At 60.5% G+C, this 12,804-nt stretch carries 11 protein-coding genes; all 11 read left to right on the top strand.

Annotated elements, in window-relative coordinates:
• Positions 1-67: 67 nt before the first annotated feature.
• Entirely contained in the window at positions 68-1,555 is a 1,488-nt protein-coding gene (locus DXB86_RS06825) for a UbiD family decarboxylase (RefSeq protein WP_117736610.1), read from the top strand.
• Positions 1,556-1,592: 37 nt separating this feature from the next.
• Entirely contained in the window at positions 1,593-2,171 is a 579-nt protein-coding gene (locus DXB86_RS06820; RefSeq protein ID WP_117736609.1) for a UbiX family flavin prenyltransferase, read from the top strand.
• Positions 2,172-2,251: 80 nt separating this feature from the next.
• The gene (locus DXB86_RS10060; RefSeq protein WP_199411010.1) at positions 2,252-3,121 is read left to right on the top strand and encodes a MerR family transcriptional regulator; all 870 of its coding nucleotides are present in this window, start codon (positions 2,252-2,254) and stop codon (positions 3,119-3,121) included.
• A gap of 141 nt (positions 3,122-3,262) precedes the next feature.
• Entirely contained in the window at positions 3,263-4,579 is a 1,317-nt protein-coding gene (locus tag DXB86_RS06810) for an ATP-binding protein (RefSeq protein ID WP_233504172.1), read from the top strand.
• A gap of 114 nt (positions 4,580-4,693) precedes the next feature.
• Entirely contained in the window at positions 4,694-5,563 is an 870-nt protein-coding gene (locus DXB86_RS06805) for a hypothetical protein (RefSeq protein WP_117736608.1), read from the top strand.
• Between the two features lie 79 nt (positions 5,564-5,642).
• On the top strand, positions 5,643-6,536 hold the full coding sequence (locus DXB86_RS06800) for an aldose 1-epimerase family protein (protein ID WP_117736607.1): 894 nt from the start codon (positions 5,643-5,645) through the stop codon (positions 6,534-6,536).
• Between the two features lie 328 nt (positions 6,537-6,864).
• Entirely contained in the window at positions 6,865-7,791 is a 927-nt protein-coding gene (locus DXB86_RS06795) for a transporter substrate-binding domain-containing protein (protein WP_117736606.1), read from the top strand.
• A gap of 9 nt (positions 7,792-7,800) precedes the next feature.
• Complete coding sequence (locus DXB86_RS06790; RefSeq protein WP_117736605.1) at positions 7,801-8,949, top strand: amino acid ABC transporter permease; 1,149 nt, start codon at positions 7,801-7,803, stop codon at positions 8,947-8,949.
• 22 nt (positions 8,950-8,971) lie between these two features.
• Positions 8,972-9,757 (top strand): amino acid ABC transporter ATP-binding protein, encoded by a 786-nt coding sequence (locus tag DXB86_RS06785; RefSeq protein ID WP_117736604.1) that lies wholly within the window; start codon positions 8,972-8,974, stop codon positions 9,755-9,757.
• 57 nt (positions 9,758-9,814) lie between these two features.
• Positions 9,815-11,242 (top strand): M20/M25/M40 family metallo-hydrolase, encoded by a 1,428-nt coding sequence (locus DXB86_RS06780; RefSeq protein ID WP_117736603.1) that lies wholly within the window; start codon positions 9,815-9,817, stop codon positions 11,240-11,242.
• Positions 11,243-11,533: 291 nt separating this feature from the next.
• Entirely contained in the window at positions 11,534-12,601 is a 1,068-nt protein-coding gene (gene prfA / locus DXB86_RS06775; RefSeq protein WP_055252487.1) for a peptide chain release factor 1, read from the top strand.
• The last annotated feature ends 203 nt before the right edge of the window (positions 12,602-12,804 follow it).

The raw sequence follows: 12,804 nt of genomic DNA, 5'->3' as shown, positions 1-12,804 counted from the left end.
GGCCCCACTACGTTACCCAGCCCGGCGGCACTCCCGTCGCCGGGCACTCTCCCGAAAGGAGCACGCTATGTCCACTACCGATGCTTCCCAGATCCACGACCTGCGCTCCGCACTCGACTTTTTGCGCGAGATGCCGGGCCAGCTGCTCGAGACCGACACCCAGGTCGATCCGGACGCCGAGGTCTCGGGCGTCTATCGCCACGTCGGTGCCGGCGGCACCGTTATGCGTCCGACCAAAGAGGGCCCGGCGATGGTCTTCAACAACGTCAAGGGCTTTGACGATGCCAAGGTCTGCATCGGCATGCTTGCCAGCCGCAAGCGCGTTGCCGCCCTGCTCGACCTGGACGAGGAGCACCTGGGCCTCGAGATCGGCAAGCGCTTCGAGAACCTGATCGCGCCTGAGCAGATCGCCAAGGGTGCGCACGTCGACTGCCAGGAGGTCGTGTACAAGGCGACCGACGAGGGCTTTGACCTGCGCAAGATCGTCCCCGCTCCTACCAACACGCCTGTCGACGGCGGCCCCTACATCACCATGGGCCTCGCCTACGGCACGAGCCCCGACGGCTCCCAGTCCGATGTGACCATCCACCGCTTCTCCTGCGTCGACAAGGACAAGCTCGCCATGTGGATCACTCCGGGCAGCCGTCACCTGGGCGCGTTCTTTGACGAGTACTGCCAGCGCGGCGAGGACATGCCCATTTCCATCTCCATCGGCCTGGACCCCGCCGTGTACATGTGCTGCGGCTTCGAGGCTCCCACCACGCCGCTCGGCTTCAACGAGCTGCAGATCGCCGGCGCCCTGCGCGGCCATGCCGTCGAGCTTGCCGACTGCGTCACCGTTCCGCAGAAGTGCATTGCCAATGCCGAGTACGTGCTCGAGGGCTACCTCATGCACGACGAGACCATTAACGAGGACGTTAACGGCCACGGCTACGCCATGCCCGAGTTCCCCGGCTACACCGGCGGCGCCAAGGTCTGCCCGGTGATCAAGATCATCGCCGTCACCACGCGCGTCAATCCCATCATGGAGAGCTGCATCGGCCCTTCGCACGAGCACGTTTCCATGGCCGGCATCCCCACCGAGGCCTCCATCTACAAGATGGTCGAGACCGCTATTCCGGGCCGCCTGCTCAACGTTCACGCCGCCCCCTGCGGCGGCGGCAAGTTCGTTGCCATCATGCAGTTCAAGAAGTCGAGCAAAAATGACGAGGGCCGTCAGCGCAACGCCGCCATGCTCGCCTTCTCGGCGTTCTCCGAGCTCAAGCACGTGATCCTGGTTGACGAGGATGTCGACATCTTTGATATGAGCGACGTGATGTGGGCCATGACCACGCGCTTCCAGGCCGACGTGGACCTCATCACCATCCCTGGCTGCCACTGCCACGTGCTCGACCCGTCCAACGACCCCGCGTTCGACCCCACGATCCGCGAGCACGGCATCGCCTGCAAGGCCATCTTCGACTGCACGGTCCCGTTCAACCTTAAGAAGAACTTCATCCGCTCGCAGTTCATGGAGATCGACAAGGACAAATGGGCTGCAGAGCTCGCCTTCTAGTAAGTAGTCCTACCGAGTAACTAAGTAAGGAGTTGTCATGCCTGAGCCTTCTGTCCGTCCCCGTCGCATTGTTGTTGGCGTGTCTGGCGCCAGCGGTGCCGCGCTGGGTCTTGAGTGCCTCAAATGCCTGCGTCAGGCCGGTGCCGAGTCGGCGCTTGTCGTCACGCGTGGGGGAGAGATCACCATCGAGCAGGAACTCGGCATGACACTCGACGAGTTTGCGTGCTATGCCGATGTGGTCTACGACAATAAGAACATCGGCGCCGCTATCGCAAGCGGCACGTATCCGGTCGACGGCATGATTGTGGCGCCCTGCTCCATGAAGACGCTCGCCGGCATTGCGGGCGGCTACAGCGAAAACCTGCTGCTGCGCGCGGCCGACGTACAGATGAAAGAGCAACGCCGCCTGGTGCTCATGGTGCGCGAGACGCCCTTCAGTGCCATTCACGTTGACAACATGGCCCGCCTAGCGCGTGTGCCGGGCGTCATGCTCATGCCGCCCATGCTCACGTTCTACAACGGCCCCGCCACGCTCGACGACGCGGTGCATCACATCGCCGCCAAGGCGCTCGAGGCCGTCGGCGTGTCATGTGCAAACTATAAGCGCTGGTCGTAGGTGCCTTTAGGGTAGGATACGAGTAGTGTTTGAGCCCGCTGCCCCTGTGGGCGGCGGGCTTTGGTGTGTCGGGAGGACCTATGCAGACGGGCATGTATGCGATTAGCGAGATGGCGAGCCTGTTTAACGTTTCGCGCCAAACGCTCATCTACTACGACAAGATCGGCCTGTTTAAGCCCGCCGTGGTTAACGAAAAAGGCTACCGTTTCTATTCGCCCACGCAGATCCCGCTCATGCGTCTGATCTGCATGCTGCGCGACCTAGGGCTCGAACTCGACGAGATTGACCGCCTGACCTCGACGTTCGACATCGGAGAGATGACCGATCACCTGTGCTCGCGGGTGCAGGCGCTCGATGAGCAGATTGCCGGGCTCAAAGCCGAGCGTTCGAGCGTGCAGGAGCGGCTGAGTTTTTATGACGAGGCGGTTTATTGGCGCGAGCGCGAGGGCAAACCGGAACTCAAGCAATTCGAGCGCCGCTACGTGGTCTTTGAGGAGTTTCCGGGCGATATTGAGCGTGGCCGCTCGATGCTTCACCCCACGCTCATGCGGGCCATCCTGCGCATGCGTACGTTGACGGGCACGCGCCCCATGCGCGGCTGGGGTGCCATGCTGCGTCGCGAGGCGCTGCATTCCGACGACCCTATTGCCGGTGCCGGCTCCTTTGCCGTGCTGCCGCGCGGTGCCGAGGAGCTGCTGCCGAGCGACGCTGCCGAGCTGGCAGAGATCGGCATCGAAGTGCTGCCCGAGGGCACATACCTGTGCATGAGCCGCTGGGGCATGCCGTACGAGCCCGAAGGCATCCGCGCCATTGTGGCCTGCATGGACGAGCACGCGCTCCAGCCCGTTGGCAACGCCTTCGACTTTTGCTACCTCGATACCACGAGCTATGACGAGTCCCACCAAGAGGACTTCTGCTGCATCCAAATCCCCGTCGCCCTTCAGATGTGACAAGGGACAGTCCCTTTGTCATATCCACGCCCATTTCTTAGAAACTTGCATATTCTGCAAGTTTCTAAGGTGGCATCTTATAAACTTGCAAATAATGCAAGTTATAAGTTTTCATGTCTGGACGGACGCTAGGGAGACTCTATGAACATCGTTCGCCGAAGCCGCTATCTTGATCGACTCATTGCTTTTCAGGATACCGACCTCATCAAAATCGTGACGGGTATACGCCGTTGCGGCAAATCCACGTTATTGGACATGATGAGGGAGCACCTGGCGCAACAGGGGGTACCAGCCGAGCGTTTGCTGACCTTTAAGATGGAATCTCTAGAGTACGCGGGTATTACGGATTACCTGACGTTTTATCGCATGGTTCGGGAGCGCATCGATGGCATCGATCGTCCCTACCTGTTCTTTGACGAGCTCCAGAATGTCGAAGGTTGGGAAAAGGCGGTCAACTCGCTCCGAGTGGATTTGCCGTGCGATATCTATGTCACGGGCTCTAATGCCTTTTTGCTCTCAAGCGAGCTTGCAACGCTTATCTCGGGCCGGTATATCGAGGTCAAGATGCAGCCGCTCACGTTTGGCGAGTATCTTGATTTTCGCTCGATTGATGCGGTCGTCGCCGAAGGGCTTGGCGAGAGGGTTGAGCTCGTTTCCAAGACGGGCAATCGCCTGAATTCAAACACCGTGCTCGAGCAGTACATAACCTATGGCGGCATGCCGTTTCTGGCTCATGACGAGCCGAGACGCGAACCGTGCCGTGACTACATCCGCAGCCTCTATCAGACGATTGTCGCGCGCGATATCCTATTGCGCGCGACGCGTAGAGGTCGCGGAGCTATCACCAAGCGCGACGTTCTCGAGCGGCTCTGTGCGTATCTGGCAGACAACATTTCCAATCAAACCTCGGTCAACAAAATCGTAGGGACGCTCAACGAATCGGCAGGCGGTAAGACCAACGCATCGACGGTGTCGGCGTATATTGACGCTCTGGAAGAGACGTACCTGTTTACCAAGGTAAAAAGGTATGACGTCAAGGGGCGGGAGCTTCTCAAGACAGGCGGTAAATATTACATAGCCGACACGGGAATCCGCAGCTATCTTGACGGATATAGAGGCAGCGATAGCGGAAGGATGCTCGAGAACGTTATCTACAACCAGCTTGTCTTTGAAGGATACGAAGTGTTTTGCGGCCATCTGCGCGCGGGGGAAATCGACTTTGTCGCAATCGGCGAGGGATCGGACCGTAAATATATCCAGGTTACCGAACGGATCGATGCCGAGGCGACCAGAGAGCGCGAGCTGCGACCGCTCAAACTAAACACGCTGGGAAAAATCCCTGATTCGTACGAGAAGATCCTGATCGTCAGGGATGGTGAGCATCCAACAGACATCGACGGCATCAGAATCGTAGGGGCGGTCGACTTCTTGCTGAGAAACAAGATCGCCCACGGCTAAACGCAAAATGTGACAAAGGGATAGTCCCTTTGTTACATTCCATGCGAGCCGCCGTGCCATCTGGGGGTATAAGGCTGGCAAGTGTTAATTTGCGAGGCTTAAGGGGCGCCCCGTATGGATATCGATAACTTTGAATGGTGGTATAGCGAGGGCGAGGCTCCGGACGAAGAGTGGGACGAGCCCGCTCCGTGTGACGTGTCGAGCGACGAGGACGAGGTCGGCAATGATGCCGGTGTTGAGCCTGAAGCCGCCTCCGATGCCGCCGAGCCCCTGACCTTTGAGCAGGCTTGGGCCCAAGCTGAGGCCGATGAGGCTAAGGCCGATGCCACGGCCACACTCGGTGAGCCGGCGGACATGTCCATCTCGCCGGCCAAGACCCCGCAGCCGCGCCATAACATCGACCCCGGCAGCACGGCATCCTTCAGCATACTCGACGTGCCCGCGCAGGGTGCCCAGGCGCCCGCCCCCACGCATCGCCCCAACCTGGCTCGCGAGGAAGACGCGGCCCGCCGCTCACCACTCGGCCCCATCCTCATCGCCTTCATGGCCGGCGTCATCGCTTGCTCGGCAATTGGAAACGTCTGGAGCCATGTTGAACAACAGCGCAAAGACGCCGCCAAGGTCGAGATGTCCGTCGAGCAATCGCTCAGCCGCACGCGCTCGGTGCATGTGTCGGTCGAGGTTAAGGACGGCGCGACGTGGGATACCGCGCGCGGCGATAGCCAAATGCTCGTCCATATCGTGGGCCGCACGCTCAGGGGACAAGCAATCGACGAGTATCAATACGTCAATTCCGAAGGTGACGGTATCGAGCTCAAGCCCGGCGACTACGAGCTCACGGTTGATGAGCCGCCCGTCGCCACCGACGGCACGCGTTACCGCGCCTCAAAGCGCATGGTTCCGGTGAGTTTTAATTCACGGGCGCCCGATACGGTCGATAGCACGCCGCAGGGCGGGTTTGACCTTTACGCTATTGCTCAATAACTGCGCCTGACGCTCAACCCCGCCGCCAAGAGTGGGACAATAGCCCTCGATACTGTTGTTTATTTTTGGAGGAAGTAGCATGTCCACCGTCACTACCATCAAGCGCGGCGGCCTCACCGCGGCCATCGATTCCATGGGTGCCCAGCTCACGAGTCTTGCCCTCAACGGCAACGAGTATCTGTGGCAGGGCGACCCGGCCTTTTGGGGCAAGCACGCGCCCATTCTGTTCCCCATCGTGGGCTCGCTGCGCAACAACACTGCGACGTCTGCGGCCGGTACCTGCGAGATGCCGCGCCATGGACTCGCTCGCATCGTCGAGCACAAGTTGGTCGAGGTTTCGGAGGATGGCTCCTCGGTAACGTACGAGATCACTGACACGCCCGAGTTGCTCAAGGCGTTCCCGTTCCACTTTAAGCTCAACATGACCTATGCCCTGACCGGCGACGCCACGCTCACGCAGACCTTTGCCGTCACCAACACCGGCGACGTGGCCCTGCCGTTCTCGGTGGGCGGTCATCCTGCATTCAACGTGCCCGCCCCCGGTGCCGAAGACGAGGCGTTCGAGGATTACGAGCTGGCGTTTACCGAGGCTTGGACTAACGAGGCCCCCATCATCACGCCCGACGGTCTTATGACGTTCGAGGGCAGCTACAAGGCTCCCGATAACTCGGACGTGCTGCCCATCACGCACCGCAGCTTCGATAACGATGCCATCATGTTCACCGATGTCCCGGGTTCCACGCTCACGCTGCGCGGCCGCAAGTCGGGCCACGGCGTCAAGATCGACTTTGAGGGCTTTAAGTACATCGGCGTGTGGTCTGCCGCCAACGACGCCCCGTTTGTGGCGCTCGAGCCCTGGACCGGCCACACCACCATGGACACCGAGGACGACGTCTTTGAGCACAAGGTCAACACCATTACCTTGGCACCGGGTGAGACGGACGTTCGCAGCTTTAGCGTTACCCTGCTCTAGAGGTTCCGCCGTTCTAACGAACGACGGACCGGTCGACGCTGCGCCCTTAGGTTCCGCCGTTCTGACGAACGGCGGGCCGGTCGACGCTGCGCGCCACCCAGAGCGACAATTTGCCATTCAAAAGGCAAGGCATGACCAGAAGGTCTATGCCTTGCCTTTTTCATGCTAACTTGTTCGCTCTGGGTGGCGCCCGCTGGCATTGCCAAAACATCGACGCTCCCAATGACTACCGTGTGTCTATTAATTTTTCGAGCTTGTGCTGCGCTGCTGGTCGCTGGCGTATATCCTGTTAAGTCGTCAGCATACGATTCAACAGGGAAGGCAGATTATGCATTCTCCCCATCAACGCGACGCGCATCCACAGCCGGTATGCAGCCGTCGCATCTTTTTGGGTAGCGCTCTCGCTGCGAGCGCTTCTGTCGTCGCCGGCGCACTTGCCGGCTGCCAGCGTCCCTCCACGCTGGAAGTAGTTCAGCCCACGACAGGCGGCGGTCGCGATGACCTGTCCGATTCCGTTATCGGCAAGGATAAGATCCGCATCGGCATGGAGGCGGCCTACGCCCCGTACAACTGGCAGGTTTCCGAGGCCAGCGAGTTCACGATCCCCATCGATAACGTGCAGGGCGCTTATGCCGACGGCTACGACGTGCAGATCGCCAAGATCGTCTGCAAGGCCCTTGGCGGTGAGCCCGTTGCCGTCAAGCAGAGCTTCTCGGGCCTCATCGATTCACTTAACAATGGCCAGATCGACCTCATCATTGCCGGCATGAGCGCCACGCCCGAGCGCGAGGAGTCCGTCGGCTTTTCCGATCCGTACTTTATCGGCTACTTTGGCCTATTCGTAAAAGAGGGCTCGCCCTACCAAAACGCGACCAAGCTCAGCGACTTTAGCGGCGCCACGGTGCTCGGCCAAAAGGACACCATGCTCGATACCGTCATCGACGAAATCCCGGGCGTTGTGCACAAAAACCCGGTCGATTCGGTTCCCACGGTGTTTTCGAACCTGCTGCAGGGCACGTGCGACGCCGTGACCTACAACACTGAGAACCAAAAGGGCTATATGGCCCAAAACCCGGGTATCGTGCCGATTCAATTTGCCGAGGGCGAGGGCTTTAAGCAGGAGGTCACGGCGAATGTCGGTTGCCGCAAGGGATCGGACAAACTGCTTAAGCTCATCGACAAGACACTCAAGGGCATCAGCCAGGAGGAGCGCGACCAGATGTGGGACGCGTGCCTCGACCGTCAGCCGGCATAGGGAGGCAGCATGAAAGGCATCAATCGTCTGGCCTCCTTTATCAAGGCCGACCACCGTTATGTGTACCTGGGCACGAGCGTTATCGCGGCGCTCGGCTTGGCATTTAGCCAGCGCAACCCCACGCCGCTGAGCTTTTTGGCGCCCACCGGCATCTTCCAGGATTGCCTTTGGGCGATTCTTTGGGCCTGGATCGTCGTGTCGGCGGCGGCGCTGGTCACCAAGCTCATGCACTGGAGCGACTATCGCGAAAAGTCGCCGTTCGCCTCCGAGCGTTGCCGTCGCGGCGCGCGCCTGGGCAGCTATGTCGTGGTTGCCATCGCGGCGATCTTCTTTATCGACCGCTGCGTCATGTCGTTTGTCGACCTGGTGCAGGTGAGCATTGTCTCGGACTCCAATCCCAGCGACTTTCTGTCGAGCTTGGTCTACATGACCTACAAGAGCGGCGACTTCTTCATCCGTGGCATCGAGATCACCATCGCGCTTGCCACCTTCGGCACCGTCATCGCATTCTTCCTGGCGCTGCTCTTTGTGTTCCTGCGTATTCAGACCTTCGACCGCGTAGACAACGACCTGGTGCGCTTCTTTAAGAGCATCGGCCGCGGCTTTGCGACCGTCTACTCCACCATCGTGCGCGGCACGCCCATGATGGTCCAGGGCCTGCTCATCTATTACGCGGGCTTCACCGTTTTGCGCGGCATGGGCTTCGAGACCGCCCAGGCCAACCAGATCTGGAGTACCTTCACTGCCGGCCTCGTCACCATCTCGCTCAACTCCACCGCCTACATGATGGAGGTCCTGCGCGGCGGCATCGAGTCCATCGACCCCGGTCAGGCCGAGGCAGCGCGCTCGCTGGGTCTGTCACAGTGGCAAGCCATGCGCAAGGTCGTGTTCCCCCAGGGCATTAAAAATGCGATTCCGGCGCTCACCAACGAGCTCATCATCAACATCAAGGATTCGTCGGTGCTTTCGGTCATCGGCGTGTTTGACCTCATGTACGCTACTACCACGGTCGCCGGCGTGTACTACCGCCAGATGGAGGTCTACTGCGTGGCGCTCGTGGTCTACCTGATCCTGACGCTCGTGGCGAGCCGCCTGCTCGAGGCCTTTGGCAAAAAGCTCGGCGCCGAGGCTCCTGCCACGCTGCCCAGCTCTAACTAGGCTTAAGACGAGGAGAATCATCATGGCAGATACCGCCATTACCGGCACTGCGGCAGCCGTGCAAAACCAAGAGCCGCTTATCTGCGTCGAGGGCCTGCGCAAGAGCTTTGGCTCACTCGAGGTACTCAAGGGTATCGACTTGTCCGTCAATCCCGGCGAGGTCGTCACCATTATCGGTGCCTCGGGCTCGGGCAAGTCGACGTTTCTGCGCTGCCTTAACCTGCTCGAGACTCCGGATGCCGGTCATATCTGGTTCCACGGTCAGGACCTTACTGCCGAGCGCTGCAATATCAATAAGCTGCGCGAGGACATCGGCATGGTGTTCCAGGGCTTCAACCTGTTCAACAATATGGACGTGCTCGACAACTGCACGCTCGCGCCCGTCACGCTCAAAAAGATGGGTAAGGCCGAGGCCGAAAAGGTCGCGATGGGGCATCTGGCGAGCGTGGGGCTCGAGAAGTTTGCGCACGCCGCCGTGGGCAGGCTTTCGGGCGGTCAAAAACAGCGCGTGGCCATCGCCCGTGCCCTGTGCATGAATCCGCAGATCATGCTGTTTGACGAGCCGACCTCGGCACTCGACCCCGAGATCGTGGGAGAGGTGCTCGACGTTATGCGCAAGCTCGCTGCCGACGGCATGACCATGGTCGTCGTCACGCACGAGATGGCCTTTGCCCGCACGGTGTCCGACCGCGTGGTCTTTATGGACAAGGGCGTGGTGCTCGAGGATGCCGCGCCGGCTGAGCTCTTTGGCAATCCTAAGCACCAGCGCACCCGCGAGTTCCTCTCGCGTTATCTCAACGACAAATAATGCAAGCGAACGTGGCAAAGGGACCGCCTCTTTGCCACGTTGTTTTTGGAGGAAGGCATGGCCGAGGTTTGGCGCTTCTTTGCGCACGAGGATGATTTTGCCGATATCGACGAGGTCGGCGCGTGCGAGCGCCTGGGCCGCGTGCTGTCGTTTCCGACCATTTCGAGCATGGATGCCGAGGCGGTGGACTGGCAGCCGTTCGACGACCTGCGCGCGTATATGCAGCGGGCCTGGCCGCACGTATTTGCGGCGGGTAAGGCTGAGCTCATCGATCATTCGCTGCTGGTGACGCTTTCCGGCTCCGACTCTGCCCTCAAGCCCGTTATGCTCATGGGTCACATGGACGTGGTCCCCGTGGTGCCGGGTACTGAGGCCGATTGGACGCACGCCCCCTTTAGCGGACATGTGGACGACGCCTACATTTGGGGCCGTGGTGCCATCGACATGAAAGACCAGGTCGCAGGTATTCTCGAGGCGGTTGAGTATGCGCTGGCGCACGGTTGGCAGCACGAGCGCACGCTGCTCCTGGCCTTTGGTCAGGACGAGGAGACGACGCAGTACGGCGCAGGCGCCATCGGCCGCGCGCTCGAGGAGCGCGGCATTGAGCTTGAGTACCTGATCGACGAGGGCGACTACCGCATCGTTCCGGCTGCCGAGTACGGCGCGGGCGAGGGCTGGCTTATGCATGCCGATCTCGCGGAGAAGGGCTACGCCGATATCGTGTTGAGGACGCGTAGCGAGGGCGGACATTCTTCCAACCCCTACGGCGGCACGTCGCTCGAGGTGCTCGGCCGCGCCATCGCCGCAATCTGCGATATCGAATGGCCGACGCGCGTCACGGACCTGCTTGTCGCACAGCTCGTCGAGCTGGGACTCTGCACGGCCGACGAGATTGCCTCCAACAAGGACGCCATCGTGCGCGAGTGCCTTGCCAGCAAGAAGCTCTATCCGCTCGTGACCACCACCTGTGCACCGACCCAAATCGAGGGCGGTAGCACCGGTGCTAACGTGATGCCGCAGGATATGTGGGCCAATATCAATTTCCGCATGCTCGAGGGCACGAGTGTGGCCGATGTCGTGGCCTGCTGCCGCGTCGCCGTTGCCGAGGCGGGGCTCGCCGACCGTGTCGAGATCGAGCTCGGTCCTGGCAGCTCCGAACCCTCGCCGTCTCCGCGCATCGGCGGACCGGGACTCGAGACCGTCCGCGCCATCGCCGCCCGCTATTTCCGTGATCCAGAGGGGACGGAGGAAAACGGATCATCAGCGGCGGGCGGAGCTCCTATCGGTATCGTTCCCTCGACCGTGATTGGCGCGACCGATGCTGCCAACTACCAGCGCATTTGCCCCGAGTGCATTCGCTTCTCGGCCTTTGTGGTAGACGATGACGAGTGCGAGCGCGGTGTCCACGGCACCAACGAGCGCATCACCCGCCGCGCCTACCTCCAGGGCGTACGCTTTTTCATCGCTCTGCTTCAAACGCTCTAGAATGTGACAAAGCGACAGTCCCTTTGTTAGCCGTTGGGGACGTTCTTAAACGACTAGTCGTTAATGAACGTCCCCAACGGCTATGTCCACTCATTCCGTGCGGGTTATATGCAGGTTTGCCTGCGCACGCTATCATGTATGGGTTAGACCGCAACTATGTACCCCATACGCGAAGGGATGCGCATGTATCTGAAGATCGACATGTTCTAGCCGGGCTTACCCCCGCAGCGGCGCCGCGCGCCCCATCAACTCTGCCGATTTTCACCTTCACGCATATAAAGGAGTCCCGCCATGCGCGACAAGCTCGAAAAGATCATCAAGGCCTATGAGGAGCTCGAGAAGAAGCTTTCCGACCCGGCCGTTGCCTCCGACATCAAGGAGTTCACGCGTCTCAACAAGGAGTACGCGCACCAGTCCGACCTCATCGCCGCCTCGCGCGAGTACATCGGCGCGCTCGATGACATCGAGGCTGCCAAGGAAATGCTCCACGATACGACCGATGCCGATGAGAAGGAGATGCTCCAGATGGACATCTCCGAAAACGAGGCCAAGCTTCCCCAGCTCGAGGAAGACATTAAGTACATGCTCATCCCGAGCGACCCCAACGACGACAAGAACACCATCGTCGAGATTCGCTCCGCCGCCGGTGGCGACGAGGCGGCTATCTTTGCCGGCGATCTGTACAAGATGTATCAGCGCTTCTGCGAGTCGCGCGGCTGGAAGACCACCGTGCTCGACTCCAGCCCCAGCGAGGCCGGCGGCTTTAAGTCCATCGAGTTCAAGGTCGAGGGCGACCGCGTCTACTCCGTCATGAAGTTCGAGTCCGGCGTGCACCGCGTCCAGCGCGTTCCCAAGACCGAGTCCCAGGGTCGCATCCAGACCTCCACGGCAACCGTCGCCGTGCTTCCCGAGGCCGAGGAGATCGACGTTCAGATCAACCAGTCCGACCTGCGCATCGATACCTACTGTGCCTCCGGCCCTGGCGGTCAGTGCGTTAACACCACCTACTCCGCCGTGCGCATCACCCACCTGCCCACCAACACCGTGGTGCAGTCGCAGGAACAGCGCTCCCAGATCCAGAACCGCGAAGTCTGCATGCAGATGCTGCGCGCCCGTCTGTACGAGATGGAGCTCGAGAAGCAGCAGGCGGAGCTCGGTGCCGAGCGCCAGAGCCAGATCGGCCACGGCAACCGTTCCGAGAAGATCCGTACCTACAACCAGCCCCAGGACCGCGTGACCGATCACCGCATCGGCTTCAACTCCACCTACAACGGCGTCCTCCTGGGCGACCAGCTCGGCACCGTCATCGAGGCGCTCGCCGCCGCCGAGCGTGCCGAGAAGCTGGCACAGGCCGTTTAGGTTACGGCGTTTTACCAAACGCCGTAACTGCTCGACGCTGCAAACGCCCCTAAGCGGCAATCTGACGTTCAATCGTCGGTCGCGTACCAAAGTACGCTTCCCTCCTCTTTCACGTCACCTTGCTCGCTTAGGGGCGTTTTCGCTGACTTATGCTCAACCTGCGGGGTATCCAAGGTAGTCATTGGGGACGTTCTTAAATGACT

Source organism: Collinsella sp. OM06-18AC, assembly GCF_003438785.1.
Lineage (GTDB): Bacteria > Actinomycetota > Coriobacteriia > Coriobacteriales > Coriobacteriaceae > Collinsella.
This window is presented reverse-complemented; position numbering and strand designations above follow the sequence as displayed.

Bases quoted from the DNA above. Each gene is read 5' to 3' on its own strand.
- DXB86_RS10060 (WP_199411010.1), top strand. From the start codon at position 2,252: ATGCAGACGGGCATGTATGCGATTAGCGAGATGGCGAGCCTGTTTAAC.
- DXB86_RS06805 (WP_117736608.1), top strand. From the start codon at position 4,694: ATGGATATCGATAACTTTGAATGGTGGTATAGCGAGGGCGAGGCTCCG.
- DXB86_RS06785 (WP_117736604.1), top strand. From the start codon at position 8,972: ATGGCAGATACCGCCATTACCGGCACTGCGGCAGCCGTGCAAAACCAA.
- DXB86_RS06810 (WP_233504172.1), top strand. From the start codon at position 3,263: ATGAACATCGTTCGCCGAAGCCGCTATCTTGATCGACTCATTGCTTTT.
- prfA (WP_055252487.1), top strand. From the start codon at position 11,534: ATGCGCGACAAGCTCGAAAAGATCATCAAGGCCTATGAGGAGCTCGAG.
- DXB86_RS06780 (WP_117736603.1), top strand. From the start codon at position 9,815: ATGGCCGAGGTTTGGCGCTTCTTTGCGCACGAGGATGATTTTGCCGAT.
- DXB86_RS06790 (WP_117736605.1), top strand. From the start codon at position 7,801: ATGAAAGGCATCAATCGTCTGGCCTCCTTTATCAAGGCCGACCACCGT.
- DXB86_RS06795 (WP_117736606.1), top strand. From the start codon at position 6,865: ATGCATTCTCCCCATCAACGCGACGCGCATCCACAGCCGGTATGCAGC.
- DXB86_RS06825 (WP_117736610.1), top strand. From the start codon at position 68: ATGTCCACTACCGATGCTTCCCAGATCCACGACCTGCGCTCCGCACTC.
- DXB86_RS06800 (WP_117736607.1), top strand. From the start codon at position 5,643: ATGTCCACCGTCACTACCATCAAGCGCGGCGGCCTCACCGCGGCCATC.
- DXB86_RS06820 (WP_117736609.1), top strand. From the start codon at position 1,593: ATGCCTGAGCCTTCTGTCCGTCCCCGTCGCATTGTTGTTGGCGTGTCT.